This is a genomic window from Halomonas sp. HMF6819, from assembly GCF_044335525.1.
Taxonomy (GTDB): Bacteria; Pseudomonadota; Gammaproteobacteria; order Pseudomonadales; family Halomonadaceae; genus Vreelandella.
Genome location: NZ_JBIQVY010000006.1, coordinates 22,324 through 39,741, shown reverse-complemented (window position 1 = coordinate 39,741; position 17,418 = coordinate 22,324). Strand labels below are relative to the sequence as shown.

The window sequence follows — 17,418 nt, the reverse complement described above, 5'->3', positions numbered from 1 at the left end:
CCCGGAGGTTTGGCATGCGTCCATCACTGCACGGCATGACCTCCCGAGTGTTGCACCTGCGCCCCCGGACCACCACGTGGATTGCCGCCACCCTTCTGGTCGTGATTACGCTGATGGCGCTGTTCGCCCCGCTGATCGCGCCGTTCGACCCCACCGCGCTTTCGCCGGCGGATCGCCTGCAGGGCTCCAGCGCCAGCCACTGGCTCGGCACCGACGCCTTTGGCCGCGACCTGTTTTCCCGTGTGGTTTACGGGGCGCGGGTCTCGCTCACCGTCGGCGTGGGCGTCGCGTTTCTGACGCTTTTGATCGGGCTGCCGCTTGGCTTGATCGCCGGCTACTTTCGCGCCATCGACGCGGTGTTGATGCGCTTCATGGACGGGCTCATGGCGATTCCCGGCATCCTCGCGGCGATCGCCATCGTCTCGCTCACCTCGGCAAACCTGGGGATGCTGATGATCGCGATCACCGTGCCGGAAATCCCTCAGATCGTGCGCCTGGTGCGCTCCCAGGTGCTCGCCACCCGGGAAGAAGCCTTCGTTGAAGCCGCCGTGCTGATGGGCACGCCCACCCGCACTATTCTGTGGCGCCACCTGATGCCCAACACCTTCGCCCCCTTGATCGTTCAGTGCACCTACGTCTGTGCGGCGGCGATTTTGACCGAGGCGACGCTGTCGTTTCTGGGTGTGGGGCTCGGCTCGGAAATTCCCACCTGGGGCAACATCATGTCCGACGGGCGCATCTATTTTCAGCTCAAGCCATCGCTGATCTTCTGGGCGGGCTTTCTGCTGTCGCTGTGCATTCTGTCGATCAACCTGCTGGGCGACGCGGCGCGCGACTCGCTGGATCCCACCATGAAACGCAAGGAGAGCTGAGATGAGCACACACTCCCCCGTGCTGCGTGTCGATGGGCTTACGGTCGACACCACCGATGCCACGCCCAAGCGCATTCTCAAGGGCGTCTCCTTCGACATCCACGCCGGCGAAACGCTTTGCCTGGTGGGCGAGTCTGGCTCCGGCAAATCGGTGTCGTCGCTCACCGCCATGGGCCTTTTGCCCAAGCGCAGCCTGAAGGCCACCGGCGGCGATATCATCCTCGACGGCGAGTCGCTGCTGGCGGCCACGCCCAAGCGGCTGAGTCAGCTTCGCGGCAGCCGCATGGCGATGATCTTTCAGGAGCCGATGACCGCGCTCAACCCGGTGCTGAGTGTGGGCAAGCAGCTCGACGAGGTGCTGGCCTGCCACACCTCGCTACCGAAGGCCGAGCGCTTTGCCCAAGTGCTGGACGCGCTGGCCCAGGTCCACCTGCCGGATATCGAGCGCGTTTATCACAGCTTCCCTCACCAGCTCTCCGGCGGACAGCGTCAGCGCATCATGATCGCCATGGCGCTGTTGTTGAAGCCGCGCCTGCTCATCGCCGACGAGCCGACCACGGCGCTGGACGTCACCACCCAGCACCAGATCCTCAAGCTCATTCGCGAACTGCAGCAGCGCCACGGCACCGCAGTGCTATTCATCACCCACGACATGGGCGTGGTGGTGGATATCGCCGACCGCGTCTGCGTAATGAAAACCGGCGACATCGTCGAGCAGGGCCCGGTGCGCCAGATCCTCGCTACTCCGAAGGAGGCCTACACCCGGCGCCTGCTCGAAGCAGTGCCGAGCCTGACGCCGCGCCCCGCCCGTCCTTACAAAAGCGAGCGCCGCGTGCTCGGCGTTACCGAGCTGCACAAGGCGTTTGCGCCCAAACGCGGTCTATTGGGCTTTTTGAAACCGCGGCGCGCAGCCACCCACGCGGTCAACAACGTCAGTTTCGAACTCCAAGCCGGACGCACCCTAGGCATCGTGGGTGAATCAGGCTCGGGCAAGTCGACGCTGGCGCGCTGCGTGATGCGCCTGCTCACGCCGACCGGCGGAACCGTACGCGTGGACGGCCAGGACATCGCCTCCTTGCGCCCGCGCAGCCTCAAGCCGCACCGCGGGCGCATCCAGATGGTATTCCAGGACCCCTACCGCTCGCTGAACCCGCGCCTGACGATCGGCCAGAGCCTGACCGAAGGCCCGACCAACTACGGCAAGCCTTACAAACAAGCGCTGGAGCGCGCCCGCGAGCTTCTGGAGCTGGTCAGCCTTCCCGCGGATGCCATCGAGCGCTACCCGCACCAGTTTTCCGGCGGCCAGCGCCAGCGGATCGCCATCGCCCGGGCGCTGGCCATGGAGCCCGACGTCATCGTGGCGGACGAGGCGGTGTCGGCGCTGGACGTGTCGGTGCAGGCCCAGGTACTGGCGCTTTTGGACGATATTCAACAGCGCTTGGGCGTGGCGGTGCTGTTCATCACCCACGACCTGCGCGTCGCCGCGCAAATTTGTGACGACGTGCTGGTGATGCAGCGTGGCCAGGTGGTCGAATACGGCCCGGCGCAGCAGGTGCTTGGCAACCCGAGTGCCGACTACACCCGCCAGTTGATCGAGGTCGCGCCCGGGCGGAGCTGGGATTTCACCGCCTTTGCCCCCGTCGCCTGACGCGGACCGTCCGGCCGATTTTTTTGCTAAAAGGAAGCGATGTTGATGAATGCCTGTGATCTGAGCGCCGTCGAGGCGCGCCGTTTGATGAGTACCAAAAAGCTCTCCGCCGTGGAGCTGACCGAAAGCTGCCTGACCCGTATCGAGGCAATCAACCCCGCCGTCAACGCGCTGGTGGCCCAGGATGTCGATGCCTGGCGCGAAGGCGCGAAGAACGCTCAGCGCGCCATCGACCAGGGCGAGCGGCTCGGTCCGCTGCATGGCCTGCCGTTGTGCGTGAAGGACATGGTCGATGTAACCGGACTTCCGACCACCTTCGGCAGCCAGATCTACGCCGACAACGTCGCCCAAGGCGACGACCCGATGGTGGCGCAGCTGCGCGAGGCCGGCGCGTTGATGGTCGGCAAGACCAACAACCCCGAGTGGAGCGCCGGCGGCAACACCCGCAACGCCGTTTACGGCGTCACCGCCAATCCGTTCGATGTGACCCGCTCCGCCGCGGGCTCCTCCGGCGGCTCCGCCGTGGCCCTGGCCTGCGGCATGGCACCGCTGGCCACCGGCTCCGACACCGGCGGCAGCCTGCGCAACCCGGCGGCGTTTTGCGGCGTAGTGGGCTTTCGCCCTACGCCCGGGCTGGTGCCGGGCAACCGCGCCCAAGCTTGGCTTCCGATGTCGATGAACGGCCCCATGGCGCGCACCGTGGATGACGCCGCGCTGATGCTCTCGACGATGATCCGCCCAGACCGCCGCGATCCCTGGACGCCGGTCGTCGAGAATCAGCCGGTTCACGCACCATCGGCGTTTCGCCAGCTTCCCCGAGTGGATCTTTGCAGCCAGCGCGTCGCCTTTACCGAGGATTTCGGCTTCGCCATGACCGAAAAGCTCGTGCGTCGAAGCTTCAGCGACAAGCTCGCCCGCTTCGGCCACGTTTTCGGTCGGCTTGACGACACCCACCCCGAATGCCCGCACGTCGACGACACCTTCGCGGTGATTCGCGCGCTCTGTTTTTCCGGCATGCACCGGGAGCTCTTGCAGCAGTACCCGGACCAGGTCGGCCCTAACGTGCGCGATAACGTCCGTGAAGGCGAAAGCTACTCGGCGCTGGACGTGGTGCGCGCGCTGACCCAGCAGCAGACCCTTTACCGCCACTGGCAAACGTTTTTCGAGCACCACGACTTCGTGCTGGCGCCGACCACCACCATCAGCCCGCGGGACTGGCACGAGCTCTACCCCGCCGAGATCGACGGCGAGCCGACGCAAAGCTACTACCACTGGCTCTCGATGGCCTACGCCTCCACACTCGCCGGCCACCCGTCGGTGACGCTGCCGACCGGGCGCGACGAAAACGGGCTGCCCTTCGGCCTACAGATCATTGGCCGGCGCGGCAGCGACCTAGAGACCCTGGCCTTCGCCCGCGAGCTCGAGACGCTGTTTGCCGATGACGACGCCCTGGCCCGCCCCCGAGTCGACCTCTCCTATCTGCGTGATGCGGCCCCGCTTAGGGAAGCCGAGGGCTTTATGGGCTTCTAGGGTCTGTCTGAAAAGTCGTCGAGCGAAGGCAAGACAAGGCAAAAATTGGCGAAGAAGCGGAGTTTACGTTAAGTAAATGAGCATTCTGAGCCAATTTTTAACGCCGTATTGTCGAGCGCAGACACTTTTCAGACAGAGCCTGGCCCCGTTTGACGCCTTTTTCGCTGTTCATTCAAGAGGTAAATGTATGGCTCACCGCACGTTCGATGACTGGCAAACCCTCGCCCGCGACGGCACCGACCCGTTTCTGGGGGCGCTTGCCCGTCGCGAAGAGACCTTTTGGGTCAACCCCAAGCGCGTAGCCTTCGCCACCGTGCGCGACTCGCTGTCACTCGACTCAACCGATATCGACGAGGCCGAGGCGCGCCTTTCGCGCTTCGCCTCCTATTTCGTCGAGGCGTTCCCCGAGACCGCGCCTCAGGCGGGCATCATCGAATCGCCGCTCCAACGCGCCGACTCGCTCGCCTTCGCCGCCGCCGAGCGCTGGCGGGTGTCCGCCCCGGCAAGCCTGTGGCTCAAGTACGATAGCCACCTGCCGATCTCCGGATCGATCAAGGCCCGTGGCGGCTTTCACGAGGTGCTGCTCTACGCCGAAACTCTGGCCCTGGAGCACGACCTTGTCACCAGGGAAGACGACTACGCCTGCTTCGCTACGGCGGCGTTCAAAACACTGTTCGCGCACCACTCGATCGTGGTGGGCTCGACCGGCAACCTGGGGCTGAGCATCGGCATCCTGAGCGCCCAGCTTGGCTTCCAGGTGACGGTGCACATGTCCGCCGATGCCCGCCCCTGGAAAAAGACACTGCTGCGCGAAAAAGGCGTTCAGGTGGTCGAGCACCCGTCCGATTACAGCGTCGCCGTAGCCCAGGGGCGCGAGGAAGCGCTGGCCACGCCCCGCTGCCACTTCGTCGACGACGAGGACTCGACGGCGCTATTTCTGGGCTACGCCGTCGCCGCCCGGCGCCTGCAGCGCCAGCTCGAAGAGCAGCGCGTTCGCATCGATGATGACCATCCGCTGATCGTCTACCTGCCTTGTGGGGTGGGCGGAGGCCCTGGCGGGGTCGCCTTCGGCCTGAAGCACGTTTTCGGCGACGCCGTACACTGCGTGTTCGCCGAGCCTACCTCGTCACCCTGCATGCTGCTCGGCATGGCCACGAACCTGCACAACGCCATTAGCGTTCAGGATATCGGCCTGAGCAATCAGACCTGCGCCGACGGCCTGGCCGTCGGCCGCCCCTCCGCTTTTGTCGGCACGCTCATGGAGCCGCTGCTCGACGCGCTCTATACCGTGAGCGACGACGAACTCCATGCGCTGGTCGCGCTGGTCAAGCAAAGCGAAAAGCTGGGCCTCGAGCCCTCCGCCGTTGCGGGCTTGCCCGGCTTTGCCCACTTGGCCCGCGCCGACCGCGCCACGCTCGAAACCCTTGGCCTTGCCGGCCATCTCGCCAAGGCTACCCACCTGGTCTGGGCCACCGGCGGCTCGATGGTGCCTGAGGAAGAGATGCGAGGGTATCTGGAAAAGGGTCGCGCGGCACTGGGCAGGGCCCAAGCGTCTATCGCCTAACCGGTCTGCGGATGCGAGCCCAACAGGGCCTCGCGCCGTCCCACCGGTCGCCTCAACCAACACGTCATCAGCACCACCGCCAGCAGCACCTCGGCCAGGTCGCCGCCGTAGTACATCCACTGGGCGGCGGCCTGAACGTGCTCAAGGGTGTGGCCGGTGTTGCGGGGAAAGCCCCACCCGTACATCAGCTTGCCCAGCAGGCTATGGGTGGCGATCGCGGCGAACAGCACGCCCAGACGAACGCGCACGCCAAGCCGGTGCGGCGAGGCGTCGGGCTCGGCGAGGATCGCCCAGCAGAAGAGATACCCCGCCAGCAGAAAGTGCAGATGAATCAGGTAGTGAAGCGCGGAGTTTTGCAGTGAGGCGGCGTAGAGCGGCGTCAGATAGAGCACGTACATGCCGCCGACATTGAGCAAAAGGGCGGTGACCGGATGAGCGAGAAAGCGGATGAAGCGGCTATGCAGCAGCGCCACCATCCACTTGCCGCCGGCCTGGGGCAGCGTTTTTAGCAGCAGCGTTACTGGGGCGGCCAGCACCCAGGCAAGCGGGGCGAACATACCGATCAACAGGTGCAGCGTCATGTGGCCCACCAGATCGGCGTGCGCCCAGCGCATCAACGAAGGCCAGAACGCGATGGCTAAAAGCGTACTGCCCAGTACGAAAAAGCCGCAGCGCCAGAGGCTCCAGTGCCCTTCAAGGCGCTGGAGCCAGGCCGCCATCAGGTACTGGCAGGTGACGAGCACGACCAGTAAAAACGGCAGCCAGTCGAGCGGCGAAGGGTGGCCGGCGTGCATTTAGCGCGCGGGCAACGCGCGGGCGCGGCGCCAGCACCAGGCTCCGATCAGTAGAAACCCGATCGCGAAGGCATTCCAGACCAAGTCGTACATCAGCGGGTCCACCCCGTAGCGAATCTGGTGCAGACGCAGAATCTTGTGGTTGATGAGCCCATCAAAAAGTTGAAAGCCGCCCATCCCCAGAAAGAAACCCGCCTTCACCCAGGCGATACTCAAGCGCCCTCGCTGTGAAAGATCCAGCAGCAGAAACACGCCCACCACCACCGCCAACAACTCGAAGGCGTGCAGCAGGCCATCGGAAAGAATGCCGAAAGCAGGCGTGGAGAAATCGAAAAAATGGTGCCACTGCAGCAGCTGGTGAAAGACGATTTCATCGAGCGCGGCCATCGCGCCGATGCCTACCAGCACCGCCGCCCAGCGCGAGCGCTTGATGTCGTGGATTTCGCTTTTGTTCACATCATACGTCATGGATCGCTCCCTGGTGTCGCTATCAGCGTAGGCAAGGCGCCGGACGAGCGCCAGCGCGGCGCGGGCCGTGATTGCCCTCCTTTGCAGCGCTCTCTAGAATGGCCGGCGTCGGTGTTCCTTAACGGAACTTGATAGGGAATCCGAAGTGCTTCGCGCGAACCGGAACTGCCCCCGCAACTGTAGGCGGCGAGCGATGCTCACACGTGCCACTGGACATGCGTCCGGGAAGGCGAGCTAGCGTTGACCCGTGAGTCAGGAGACCTGCCGACGCATCCTCACCATCAGGCCGCGCCTTGCGCGCCGATCATGCACGGGAGTGTACATGATGCTGAACCGATCCCCGGCGCTGGCCTTGGCAGGGCTGTGCGTCTCTCTGGGCGCGTGCGCCCACGCCCTGGCCGCCACCGACTACCCGCTCACGCTCGAAAGCTGCGGCCACGAAATCACTCTGGAAAAGGCGCCGTCGCGCGTGGTCACCATCGGCCAGGCACCGACGGAATTGCTCTATTTGCTGGGCCTTGAAGACCACGTGGCGGGCACCTCGCTCTGGGTCAATCCGGTGCTCGACGCGTTTGCCGAAGCGAATGCCGACGTCGAGCGGCTCTCCGATAACGCGCCGAGCTTCGAAAGCGTGCTGGCGAAAGAGCCGGATTTGGTGATCTCCGCCTATGAGTGGATGGTCGGCCCCGCCGGCGTTGTGGGCACTCCGGAGATGTTCGACGACGCCGACGTTGCGCTCTGGACGCTGCCCACCGAGTGCGTAGGCAAGGACAACCGTCAAAGCATGGATGGCGCGCGCGACAGCCTGTTCGACCCGGCGCTGGTGTACCAAAGCATCGAAACGCTGGCCGAGATCTTCGACATCGCCGAGCGAGGTGAAGAAGCCGTGAGCGACCTTCAGGCCCGCGAAACCGCCGCGATCGACGCCGCGCAAGCGCTCGATTTACCCAATGAGCTTCGCGGCGTGTTCTGGTACTCCTCCGCGGATTTGGGGATCGACCCCTACGTCGCCGGCGTCAACAGCGTGCCGGACTGGATGATGAGCACCCTTGGCATCGACAACGTGGTGAGCGCCGAGGAGGAGTGGCCGACGGTCGGCTGGGAGAGCATCGCCCGCGCCGAGCCGACCTTCATCGCCGCCGCGCGCATGGACCGGCGCCGGTTTCCCGCCGACGACATCGCCGTAAAGCGCGAATTCTTGCAAAACGACCCGGTCACCCAACTGCTCGAAGCCGTCGAGCAGGACCGGCTGGTCGAGATCGACGCCCACGCCATGGATCCGTCGATTCGCAGCATCTACGCCCTCGAGACGCTGGTCGAGGCGCTGGCCGAAATGGATCTGTCGCCCTGATGAGGGCGACACATTTGGGCGCCGGCTCCGCGCGATGGGTCTGGCTGATGCCGCTATGTTTGATCGCGGCGCTGTTGATCGGCGCCTCGGTCGGCGAGACGCGCATCCCGCTTGCCACCGTGCTGGAGGTGCTGGCGAGCAAGCTTGGTGTGATCGACCACCCGCTTTCAACGCTGGACGAGGCGATCGTGTGGCACTACCGCCTGGCGCGCGCCGTCGTGGCGGCGTGCTGCGGCGCGGGGCTGGCAGTGTCCGGGGTGATCCTGCAGGCGCTGCTGCGTAATTCGCTGGCCGACCCCTACCTGCTGGGCATCTCGGCGGGCGCCTCGACCGGGGCGGTCACGGTGACCGTGGCGGGTCTCGGGGCGGGAATGATCTCGATGTCCATGGGCGCCTTCGCCGGCGCTCTGGCCGCTTTTAGCTTCGTGGCGCTGCTGGCGCACCTGGCCGGCGGCGGCCAGGGCGTGCGCGGTGCGGGCATTTTGATTCTCGCCGGTATCGCCGGGGCGCAGCTCTTTAACGCGCTGACTGCCTTCATCATCGCCCACTCCGCCAACGCCGAGCAGGCCCGGGGCATCATGTTCTGGCTGCTGGGCAATCTTTCCGCGGTGCGCTGGCCGGACGCCTGGCTTGCCATGCCGGTGGCCGGGGCGAGCCTGGCGGTGGCGCTTTCACAGGTGCGCTCGCTGGATGCCTTCGCCTTCGGCGCGGAAAGCGCAGCCTCGCTGGGTGTGAATCTTCGGGCAACAAAAGGGCTTTTGATCGGCACCGCGGCGCTGGCGACGGCGGTGATGGTGTCGATCACCGGCGCGATTGGCTTCGTCGGGCTGGTGGTGCCCCACGCCTGCCGGCTTCTGGTCGGCGTGCGCCACCGACGGCTGGTGCCGGCGACCGCCTTGTGCGGGGCGGTGTTCATGGTGCTGTGCGACGTGGTGTCCCGGGTGGTGATTCCCGGTCAGGTGCTGCCCATCGGCGTGATCACCGCGCTGGTCGGCGCGCCGGCGTTTGCCTACCTGATGGTGCGGGGGCGGCGATGAATAAAGCGACACCGCCGCTGCCGCTACTGAGCGCTCTAGGCGTGAGCTTTTCGGCGTCGGGGCGAACGCTCGTCGACGGTGTCGATCTCGACGTCTTTGCCGGCGAAACCCTGGGCGTGATCGGCCCCAACGGCGCGGGCAAATCGACGCTTTTGCGCCTGCTGGCCGGACTCTTGCCGCCAGGCCTTGGCGAGGTGCGCTTCGAGAATGCGCCGCTTTCGCGCCTGAGCCGGCGCCAGATCGCCCGACGCATGGCGCTGGTGGCGCAGCAGGCGGAAACCGACGAGCGGCTCACCGCCCGCGACGCGGTGGAGCTTGGCCGCACGCCCTGGCTTGGGCGGCTGGGCAACTGGCGCGCCGAGGACACCGCCGCCGTCGACCGGGCGCTCGAGGCGGTGGAGATGGCCGCGCTTGCCGACCGGCCCTGGGCCTCGCTTTCCGGCGGCGAGCGCCAGCGCGTGCACATCGCCCGCGCCCACGCGCAACAGCCGCAGCTGATGCTGCTCGACGAACCCACCAATCATCTCGATATCCACCACCAGCTCGCCATTGTCGCGCTGATCAAGACGCTTCCGATCACCGCCGTGGTCGCGCTGCACGATCTTTCCCACGCGCTGCGCTGCGACCGGGTACTGGCGCTTTTGGAAGGTCGCGTAGTAGCGCTTGGTTCGCCGCTCGAGGTGCTGACGCCCGCGCTTCTGCGCGCGCTGTTCGGCGTCGAGGCGCGGCTGGTGGACGACCCTGAAGGCGACACGCCGCTCATCGCTTTCAACCGGCGCTGCTGAAGGCGCCCACGCGGCCGGTTTCTCGATGGATGGTGCTAGCCGCTATAATGAAAAGGCAAGCGGCCCGTCTCGCTTGCCTGGACCTTCTCCCTCTTTCAAACGAGCCTTTCATGACCCGCGTCGCCCTTTTCGTGGATACCCAGAACGTTTACTACACTGTGCGCGACGCCTTCGGTAAGCACTTCGACTACGGCGCTTTCTACCGGCGGGCGGGCGCCAATCGCGAGGTCGTCGCGGCTTTTTGCTACGCCACCGACAAGGGGGATTCGAAGCAGCGCGGGTTTCAGAACGCGCTGCGCCATATCGGTTTCGAGGTGAAGCTCAAGCCTTTCATTCAGCGCGCCGATGGCTCCGCCAAGGGCGACTGGGACGTGGGTATTACGCTCGACGCCATTGAATACGCCGAGCGGGCCGATGTGATCGTGCTGGTGTCCGGCGATGGCGACTTCGACCTGCTGGCCGAGAAGATCCGCCGGGTGCACGGCAAGCGCGTCGAAGTGTACGGCGTCGCCGCGCTCACCGCCGCCTCGCTGATGCGCGCGGCGAGCGAGTTCGTGCCCATCGAGGGCGAGCTACTGCTCAGCTAACCTGACCAAGCCAAGCATCGATTTCACGAATGACGATGTCCGGGTGGGTCATGTGGATGCAGTGCCCGACACACGGCAGTTCCTGGAGCGTGCTCTGCGGCATGCGCGCATGCATGTAGCGCCCCACCGCCGGGTTGGCCAGCGAGTCGACCTGGCTTTGCAGCAGCAAAGCCGGATGCGTCACGCGGGGAAGCAGCGCCCGGTAGTCGGCGAAGAAGGTCGCCTTGGCAAATACCCTGGCCACGATCGGGTCGGTGGAGCAGAAGCTTTCCGAGAGCTCGCCGATCAGCTGATCGGAGTTTTCCGTCCCCATTACCAGCGGCGCCAGATAGTGGGCCCAGCCGATGTAGTTGCGCTCCATCAGATCGATCAGCTCTTCGAGGTCGGCGCGCTCGAAGCCGCCTTGATACTCTGGCCCCACGTTTAAAAAGCAGGGCGAGGGGCAGATCATGACTTGGCTGGCAATACGTTCGGGAATCTCGAGCGCCGCCAGTTGCCCGACCGTGGCGCTAACGGAGTGGCCGACGAAGTGAACGTCGTTTAAATCGAGCGCTTCGCAGATCTCCACAACGTCCTGGGCGTAGCCTTCCAGGCTAGCGTAGCGCGCTTGATTGAACGCCGACAGCTGCGAGCGCCCAGAGCCGACGTAGTCGAACAGCACCAGCGTATAGCGCTTTGACAGCGCGGGTACGACGTACTGCCACACCCGCTGATCGCAGCCGAACCCGTGGGCCAGCACGAGCGTTTTTGCCCCGTCTCCTGTCACGGTCACGTTATTGCGCGCCGTGATGGATGTTTTGTTCAGCAAACCCAATGACTCCTCTGTGTTCTTAAGTGCCGTGCTCTTGAATGCCGTGCTCTTGTGTGCCGTACTTTTGATAAAACTCACGCTGTGTCCAACGTTCGACCCAGCCGGGAAACTCGTCGGCGGGCATGGGGCGGGCAATATAGTAGCCCTGGCCCGCTTCGCAGCCCAGCGCCACCAGCTTTTGACTGTGCTGCAGCGTTTCCACCCCTTCGGCGATCACGCCGCACTCGAAAGCGCTGGCAAAGCCGATCACGCCCTTGAGGATCGCCAGATCGCCGGGGCGAGTGAGCATGTTCTGCACGAAGCTGCGATCAATCTTGAGCGTATCCACGGGTAAGTCGCGCAGCTGGCTCAAGGAGGAGTAGCCGGTGCCGAAATCGTCCAGCGAAACCTTGAGCCCTAAAGCCCGGCAGGCGTTGATCGCCAGCGCCGCCTGAGCGACGTCCTGAATCGCGCTGGTCTCCAGCACCTCCAGTTCGATATTTGCTTTCGCTACCTCGGGCACGTCCGCCAGCATCATGCCCAGCTCCTGCAAAAACTGCGGATGCTGTAGATGGTAGCCATCGATATTGATACTGACGCTCAGGTTCAGGCCCTGTTCGCGCCATGTCTGCATTTGCAGCAGCGCCGTCATGATCACCCAGCGCCCAAGACGGATACCGCTTGGCGTGTTCGAGAGCACCGGTAAAAACGCCTGCGGGCCCAGCAGGCCCTGCTCGGGATGCAGCCAGCGGATCAGCGCCTCGGCGCCCAGCACCTCCCCCGTGCGCATGTTGACCTTGGGCTGATAGAAAAGCCGGAACTGTTCGCCGGCCAGCGCCTCATCGAGGCTTAAAAGCGCGGCATGGCGCTCTTTCTGAACGACCTCATCGTCGCTGTCGAAAAGGCAAACCTGGTTCTTGCCCGCAAGCTTGGCCTGATACATAGCCTGGTCTGCCTGGCGAATCAGCTGGTCGGGTTCCAGCGTGCTGGACTGCGGGTAAAACGTGATACCGATACTGGCCGAGAGGCTCAGCGACACGCCATCGATCGCCAGTGGCGCTGTCAGCCGTTGAGTCAGCCGATTCCAAATCGGCTCGTCCAGCACCCGGGAAAAGCGGCCATCGAGCACCACGACGAATTCGTCGCCGCCGAATCGCGCTACCAGATCGTGCTTGCGCAGCGTGTCGGCCAAGCGCATGGCGATCTGTGCAAGCGCCTTGTCGCCGGTTTCGTGGCCGTAGCGGTCGTTGATCTCCTTGAAACCGTCCAGGTCAATGAAGGCCAGCGCGAAGCCCTCGCTCCCTGGCCGGGCGCGGTCGATCTTTCGATCCAGATGCTTGCTCAAGGCGACCCGGTTGGGCAGCCCCGTCAGCGGGTCGGTGTGCGAAAGCGAACGCAGCAGCGTGACCTTCTGCTCCAGCAGTTGCTGGGTCTGCTTGAGTTTTTGAAAGAGATGCTCGGAGCGGTGGGCGCTGAGGATGCTCCAGAAGCAGCGCTGACAGGCCTCATCGTGCACCGCGCTGACCATCACCGGGAGGCTATGGCCGGTGGGTGTCCTCATCGTCAAGCGAATCTCTTCGCACTGCCCGTCTCGGGCAAGCGCCGGCACGAGAAACGACTCGCAAAGAATCTGCGACGCCCTGCTGAAAAGATCGAACAGATCACTCCCCGCCAGCGCCGCGGGCGAGTGGCCGTACTGCTCCATCATGTACTGATTGCTGTAGAGCACTCGGCGCCGCGCATCCGTCACCAGGCATCCCACCGGGAATTCATCTAACGAGAGCAGGCTGGGTGTGTACATAACGGCGGGGGCCTTAAAAACGAACTGGCGAGTTTAAATGAGTCGGCTATCATCCGGGAAAAAACCGAAGTGCTTCATTCTGCCTACCAACGTAAGGCATTGATAAAAATGGAGCAGGTTTTACTCCCCCGTGCGCCTTGAAAGGCCTACCTTAACTTAATATTAAAGCGCGAGTAATCCTTCATCGAGGCCGCCCACTGTTGAGCGGAGAGAACGAGACCCTTTTGCCGCGCGGTTTCCGCCACGATGGCTGACGTCCAGCCGGTAGAAGGCGCGCTCGTCGAACATGGTCATGAGTGGCGCTTGAAAGGACCTGCAAGAAATGGACAATCGATGAATCGTTGCTTCTTGCAAGCAGTTTTCAATCGATGGTCGGCGTTTATCGTCAGGCCGGAATATCGTTTAAGGAAGATACCCTCATGCGCAAGACCGCCGCCCTGCTACTGACACTTTTCAGCTTGCCGGCACTGGGCCAAACCACCGACCAGCTTGCCTGCTTTGGAAACAACTCGATTAGTATGGATGAACAGGGCGACAACGTTGATGTGCGAACCTATGACAAGATCGACGACGCGGGGCCTGAATACTTCCTGTTTTTCGACCTGGCCGACAAAACCGTGACCTATTTTTGGACCGATACCGACACTCAAGAGGGTACGCGGCGTGAGACACAGGAGGTCCTTCAAAGGGTCAACGAGCACCTCTACCTAAGCAAGTTCGAGCTGGGCAACTATCGCAGCCAGTCATCCTACCTATTCAGTCCTGATATAGATCGCGTCATGGTGACCGAGCTGGGCTACTTTTCTCATCACAGCTGCGAACCCGGCAGCGTGAGCGATATCGCTGCACGCTACGACATCGACTTCTCACCATACCGCTCGGCGCCAGAGTAGGCACTACGCCATTGCCCACTCCAACACGTAACCTTCGTTGCGCATCGTGCGGATCAGGCGGGGGCGGCGGGCGTTGTCTTCCAGGTAGTGGCGCAGCCGGCTGATACAGACATCCACCGAGCGATCGTTCACTTGATAATCGCGGCCGAGTGCGCGGCGGCTCAGCTCGTCGCGGCTGACGATTCGATTAGGGGTTTCGCTCAGCGCCTCCAGGACCCTGAAGTCCGAGCGGGTCAGATCGATCGCGCCGCCCTTGGGCGAGTAGAGCCGGCGCAGGCGCAAATCGAGGCGCCAGCCAGCGAAGTGGCGCTCGCTTTTCGACGTGGGTGGCTCGCTCAGCGCGACGCGGCGGCGAACGGCGCGGATCCGCGCTAACAGCTCGCGCAGGTCGAAAGGCTTGCAGAGATAATCGTCCGCACCGATCTCGAGGCCAATGATGCGCTCGGAGGCGGAATCGTGCGCGCCGACCATGATCACCGGCAGGCGGTTTTTTTCGCGCAGCGCGCGGCACAGGCTCAGCCCATCCTCGCCGGGCAGTAAGTGCTCCAGCACCACCAGGTCGACCTCTTCATCAAGCTGGGCCCACATTTGCGCTGCGTTAGCGGCGCGGCAAGTGCGATACCCTCTCCCGCTCAAATAGGCACAGACTCGTTCGGCCTGTTCGGCATCATTGTCGACCACCAGTACGAGCTCGCTCTCCTTTTGCCGGCCTTTACCGGCCCTATCCTCTTTGTGCTCGCCGTCATCGGCCTTGCCCGGCAGCGCTTTTACCCAACAATTCATTACATACGCCCCGTATATCAATACTTGCTCATTCAATTGAGCCAATATAATTGCGGCGCTCACTTCGGTAAATACTAATCATTATTATTTTCAAGGGATATCATAATGCAACGTGCTCCTCAGGCGTTCAAAGGCGCCGCTGAATGGTCCAAAACGCCGCTTGCGCTCGCCGTGGGCATGGCCTGGAGCTGCGCTTTTGTAAGCGGTAGCGTTCTGGCCCAAACGCCTTTTGACACCGCCCATGCTCGTCAAACCATCGAGATGGACACCATTCAGGTCGAAGGCACCTACCAGGGCGACCCGGCGAGAAGCTACACCGTGGAGGACACGTCGAGCTCGACCGGTCTGGACCTTTCGCCGCGCGAGACGCCGCAGTCGGTCACCAGTGTTACCCGGCAGCAGCTCGACGACCGCCAAGCGGTGACGCTTGAAGACGCGCTGGAGCTGACGCCGGGCATCGCGCTGAACAAAACCGAAGTGGGCGGGCGCGCCTCCTACCGAGCGCGGGGCTACGACATCAGCAACTGGAAGGTCGACGGCCTGCAGTTCCCCGGCGATACCGGCTTTAGCGGCGCGGGCAGCGCCCTCAATCTGGACCTTTACGAGCGTTTGGACATCGTGCGCGGTGCCAACGGCCTGCTTGGTGGTACCGGCGACCCCTCGGCCACGGTCGATTTGATTCGTAAACGCCCGGGGCGCGAGTTCGGCGGCAGCGCCTACGCCTCCTACGGGCGCTGGGACAACCTTCGTGGCAGTGCCGATCTCAACCTGCCGCTGACCGAAGACGGCAGCGTGCGTTCGCGCTTCGTGGTCACCCAAGGCGAAGGCGACGCCTTTCGTGACAACGAGTCCTACCGCGCGCGCGGGGCGCTGGCGAGCTTCGAGGCCGACGTAACCGAGTCGACCACGCTGGGCGTGGGCTATCAGTACGAGTACGACAAGACCTTCGGCGCCGGCTGGGGCGCCAACGTGCCGATCTGGTTCGCCAGCGGCCGAACGGCCGAGCTTCCACGTAGCACCAACCTGACCCCGGAGTGGAGCTTTGCCGAGCGCGAAACCGATACCGTGTTCGCCTCGCTGACCCACCGCTTCAACGACGACTGGACGCTGGAAATCCAGGCCGCCCAGAGCAATACCGACGCCTTCAACAACCTGGGGCTGGCCAAGGTGAACCGCGGGCCGCGCGGCACCTATATCGGCTACTGGGAAGAGGATGGCGGCGGCGCCGTGCTCAACGGCCTGCGAAGCGACAACGAAACGCGCCAGCGCTCCGCTCAGATAGAGCTCGACGGCGCTTATGAGCTGGCCGGGCGCCGCCACGACCTGGCGATCGGCTACAGCGAGAGCCACACGCGCTCGAGAAGCTTTGAACAGAACTGCACGATGTCGAGCGCCACTCAGTCCGCGTTTTCCGAAGGCTGCATGTACCGCGCCACCAACGGCCTGCCGATCACCGACTGGCGAAACGGCGTCGATGCGGACATTGCCCTAGACGGCGCCCGCACCGGCCGTGTCAGCACGACCGACACTGAGCTTCGCGGGCTCTACGCCGCTACGCGCCTGAGCCTCGCCGAGCCGCTCTCGCTGATCCTAGGCGGGCGCACCAGTTACTACAAGACCGAAAACGAAACGACCTCCGGCGACACCAGCAGCCAGCGCGAAACCGGCGTGTTCACGCCCTACGCGGGCGTCGTGTTCGATGTCGACGACCACCACTCGCTTTACGCCAGCTACACCAACATTTTCACCCCGCAGACCCGTCAGACCGTGAGCGGCGACACGGTCGAGCCGATCGAAGGCGACAGCTATGAAGCGGGCGTGAAGGGCGAGTGGTTCGGCGGCCGGCTCAACGCCTCGGCGGCCTACTTTCGCACCCGCCAGGAGAACAGCGCGGTGCTCGACGGCGCCAACCTAACACCGGACGGCAACCAGGCCTACCGCGCGGGCACCGGCAACGAAACCGACGGCGTGGATCTCGAAATCGCCGGCGCCATCACCCCGAATTGGAACGTCTACGGCGGCTACACCTACCTGCACTTTCGCCGCATCGACTCCGACGGGCGCAGCGACCCCAAGCACCTGTTCAAGCTCTCCACCACCTACGCGCCGACTGGCCTTCTCAACCGCTGGACCTTCGGCGGCGGCATGTACGCCCAAAGCAACATCAGCGCCATTTCCGGCCCGGCCGGCCAGCCGACCGACGGCGTCAGCACCGGCTCCACGCCCGCCAACTGGCACGGTTACGCCACCTTCAACGCCATGGCGCGCTACGATATCAGCGATGCCACCAACGTGACGTTCAACGTCGACAACCTCTTCGACAAGCACTACTACGAGCGTTACGGCTTCTACGCCGGCGCCATCTACGGAAGCCCCAGAAGCGCGACGCTGACGCTGCGCACCGAGTTCTAGGCACCCGGGTAAGGTAAACGGGCGTTGCGCCCACGCGATCGCGCCATGCCGACTTCTCGGCATGGCGCGATCTTTTCCGGCAAGCGGCTACCTTGTTTATCAT

General features: G+C 64.0%; 16 protein-coding genes and 1 riboswitch. Of the genes, 10 read left to right on the top strand and 6 right to left on the bottom strand.

From position 1 onward, the window contains the following. The first annotated feature begins 14 nt into the window (after positions 1-14). The 4 genes from ACGLWX_RS15625 (at position 15) to ACGLWX_RS15610 (ending at position 5,614) form a co-directional block, all read left to right on the top strand. Positions 15-872, top strand: coding sequence for an ABC transporter permease (locus ACGLWX_RS15625; RefSeq protein ID WP_396241120.1), 858 nt, complete (start codon positions 15-17; stop codon positions 870-872). A gap of 1 nt (position 873) precedes the next feature. After that, positions 874-2,520: an ABC transporter ATP-binding protein gene (locus ACGLWX_RS15620; protein WP_396241118.1), complete on the top strand. Its 1,647-nt coding sequence runs from the start codon at positions 874-876 to the stop codon at positions 2,518-2,520. Positions 2,521-2,565: 45 nt separating this feature from the next. Next, positions 2,566-4,050 (top strand): amidase, encoded by a 1,485-nt coding sequence (locus tag ACGLWX_RS15615; RefSeq protein ID WP_396241116.1) that lies wholly within the window; start codon positions 2,566-2,568, stop codon positions 4,048-4,050. 187 nt (positions 4,051-4,237) lie between these two features. Continuing rightward, complete coding sequence (locus ACGLWX_RS15610; RefSeq protein ID WP_396241114.1) at positions 4,238-5,614, top strand: D-serine ammonia-lyase; 1,377 nt, start codon at positions 4,238-4,240, stop codon at positions 5,612-5,614. Here the strand turns inward: ACGLWX_RS15610 and ACGLWX_RS15605 are convergent. Further along, entirely contained in the window at positions 5,611-6,408 is a 798-nt protein-coding gene (locus ACGLWX_RS15605; protein ID WP_396241112.1) for a cytochrome c oxidase assembly protein, read from the bottom strand. The genes ACGLWX_RS15610 and ACGLWX_RS15605 overlap by 4 nt on opposite strands. Continuing rightward, positions 6,409-6,876: a DUF2243 domain-containing protein gene (locus tag ACGLWX_RS15600; RefSeq protein ID WP_396241110.1), complete on the bottom strand. Its 468-nt coding sequence runs from the start codon at positions 6,874-6,876 to the stop codon at positions 6,409-6,411. A gap of 92 nt (positions 6,877-6,968) precedes the next feature. Continuing rightward, positions 6,969-7,160, top strand: a riboswitch (cobalamin riboswitch). A 38-nt stretch (positions 7,161-7,198) separates the two neighbouring features. Here ACGLWX_RS15600 and ACGLWX_RS15595 point away from each other — a divergent pair. From ACGLWX_RS15595 to ACGLWX_RS15580, 4 genes are all read left to right on the top strand, one after another. Beyond that, on the top strand, positions 7,199-8,227 hold the full coding sequence (locus ACGLWX_RS15595; protein WP_396241108.1) for an ABC transporter substrate-binding protein: 1,029 nt from the start codon (positions 7,199-7,201) through the stop codon (positions 8,225-8,227). Further along, positions 8,227-9,264, top strand: a complete 1,038-nt coding sequence (locus ACGLWX_RS15590; RefSeq protein ID WP_396241106.1) for a FecCD family ABC transporter permease — start codon at positions 8,227-8,229, stop codon at positions 9,262-9,264. The genes ACGLWX_RS15595 and ACGLWX_RS15590 overlap by 1 nt, the downstream gene beginning before the upstream one ends. Further along, positions 9,261-10,049, top strand: coding sequence for an ABC transporter ATP-binding protein (locus tag ACGLWX_RS15585; protein WP_396241104.1), 789 nt, complete (start codon positions 9,261-9,263; stop codon positions 10,047-10,049). The genes ACGLWX_RS15590 and ACGLWX_RS15585 overlap by 4 nt, the downstream gene beginning before the upstream one ends. A gap of 110 nt (positions 10,050-10,159) precedes the next feature. Then, positions 10,160-10,636, top strand: coding sequence for an NYN domain-containing protein (locus ACGLWX_RS15580; RefSeq protein WP_396241102.1), 477 nt, complete (start codon positions 10,160-10,162; stop codon positions 10,634-10,636). Here ACGLWX_RS15580 and ACGLWX_RS15575 read toward each other — a convergent pair. From ACGLWX_RS15575 to ACGLWX_RS15565, 3 genes are all read right to left on the bottom strand, one after another. Next, a complete protein-coding gene (locus tag ACGLWX_RS15575; RefSeq protein WP_396241100.1) occupies positions 10,629-11,444 on the bottom strand; it encodes an alpha/beta fold hydrolase in 816 nt (271 codons plus the stop codon). The genes ACGLWX_RS15580 and ACGLWX_RS15575 overlap by 8 nt on opposite strands. Before the next feature lie 22 nt (positions 11,445-11,466). Further along, the gene (locus tag ACGLWX_RS15570; RefSeq protein WP_396241098.1) at positions 11,467-13,227 is read right to left on the bottom strand and encodes an EAL domain-containing protein; all 1,761 of its coding nucleotides are present in this window, start codon (positions 13,225-13,227) and stop codon (positions 11,467-11,469) included. Between the two features lie 162 nt (positions 13,228-13,389). Beyond that, positions 13,390-13,521 carry a hypothetical protein gene (locus ACGLWX_RS15565; protein WP_264297482.1) on the bottom strand — a complete coding sequence of 44 codons (132 nt, stop codon included), beginning with the start codon at positions 13,519-13,521 and terminating at the stop codon, positions 13,390-13,392. Between the two features lie 125 nt (positions 13,522-13,646). Here ACGLWX_RS15565 and ACGLWX_RS15560 point away from each other — a divergent pair, with 125 nt between their 5' ends. Further along, complete coding sequence (locus tag ACGLWX_RS15560) at positions 13,647-14,120, top strand: hypothetical protein (RefSeq protein ID WP_396241096.1); 474 nt, start codon at positions 13,647-13,649, stop codon at positions 14,118-14,120. 3 nt (positions 14,121-14,123) lie between these two features. Here the strand turns inward: ACGLWX_RS15560 and ACGLWX_RS15555 are convergent, their stop codons facing one another. After that, positions 14,124-14,903 carry a response regulator gene (locus tag ACGLWX_RS15555; protein WP_396241094.1) on the bottom strand — a complete coding sequence of 260 codons (780 nt, stop codon included), beginning with the start codon at positions 14,901-14,903 and terminating at the stop codon, positions 14,124-14,126. 105 nt (positions 14,904-15,008) lie between these two features. Between ACGLWX_RS15555 and ACGLWX_RS15550 the strand changes: the two genes are divergently transcribed. Further along, on the top strand, positions 15,009-17,315 hold the full coding sequence (locus tag ACGLWX_RS15550; protein WP_396241092.1) for a TonB-dependent siderophore receptor: 2,307 nt from the start codon (positions 15,009-15,011) through the stop codon (positions 17,313-17,315). The last annotated feature ends 103 nt before the right edge of the window (positions 17,316-17,418 follow it).

What these genes read in the sequence shown, in the direction of transcription:
- ACGLWX_RS15610 (WP_396241114.1), top strand. Translation starts at nt 4,238, where the DNA reads ATGGCTCACCGCACGTTCGATGACTGGCAAACCCTCGCCCGCGACGGC.
- ACGLWX_RS15600 (WP_396241110.1), bottom strand. Translation starts at nt 6,876, where the DNA reads ATGACGTATGATGTGAACAAAAGCGAAATCCACGACATCAAGCGCTCG.
- ACGLWX_RS15585 (WP_396241104.1), top strand. Translation starts at nt 9,261, where the DNA reads ATGAATAAAGCGACACCGCCGCTGCCGCTACTGAGCGCTCTAGGCGTG.
- ACGLWX_RS15565 (WP_264297482.1), bottom strand. Translation starts at nt 13,521, where the DNA reads ATGACCATGTTCGACGAGCGCGCCTTCTACCGGCTGGACGTCAGCCAT.
- ACGLWX_RS15555 (WP_396241094.1), bottom strand. Translation starts at nt 14,903, where the DNA reads ATGAATTGTTGGGTAAAAGCGCTGCCGGGCAAGGCCGATGACGGCGAG.
- ACGLWX_RS15550 (WP_396241092.1), top strand. Translation starts at nt 15,009, where the DNA reads ATGCAACGTGCTCCTCAGGCGTTCAAAGGCGCCGCTGAATGGTCCAAA.
- ACGLWX_RS15570 (WP_396241098.1), bottom strand. Translation starts at nt 13,227, where the DNA reads ATGTACACACCCAGCCTGCTCTCGTTAGATGAATTCCCGGTGGGATGC.
- ACGLWX_RS15560 (WP_396241096.1), top strand. Translation starts at nt 13,647, where the DNA reads ATGCGCAAGACCGCCGCCCTGCTACTGACACTTTTCAGCTTGCCGGCA.
- ACGLWX_RS15605 (WP_396241112.1), bottom strand. Translation starts at nt 6,408, where the DNA reads ATGCACGCCGGCCACCCTTCGCCGCTCGACTGGCTGCCGTTTTTACTG.
- ACGLWX_RS15590 (WP_396241106.1), top strand. Translation starts at nt 8,227, where the DNA reads ATGAGGGCGACACATTTGGGCGCCGGCTCCGCGCGATGGGTCTGGCTG.
- ACGLWX_RS15625 (WP_396241120.1), top strand. Translation starts at nt 15, where the DNA reads ATGCGTCCATCACTGCACGGCATGACCTCCCGAGTGTTGCACCTGCGC.
- ACGLWX_RS15595 (WP_396241108.1), top strand. Translation starts at nt 7,199, where the DNA reads ATGATGCTGAACCGATCCCCGGCGCTGGCCTTGGCAGGGCTGTGCGTC.
- ACGLWX_RS15580 (WP_396241102.1), top strand. Translation starts at nt 10,160, where the DNA reads ATGACCCGCGTCGCCCTTTTCGTGGATACCCAGAACGTTTACTACACT.
- ACGLWX_RS15620 (WP_396241118.1), top strand. Translation starts at nt 874, where the DNA reads ATGAGCACACACTCCCCCGTGCTGCGTGTCGATGGGCTTACGGTCGAC.
- ACGLWX_RS15615 (WP_396241116.1), top strand. Translation starts at nt 2,566, where the DNA reads ATGAATGCCTGTGATCTGAGCGCCGTCGAGGCGCGCCGTTTGATGAGT.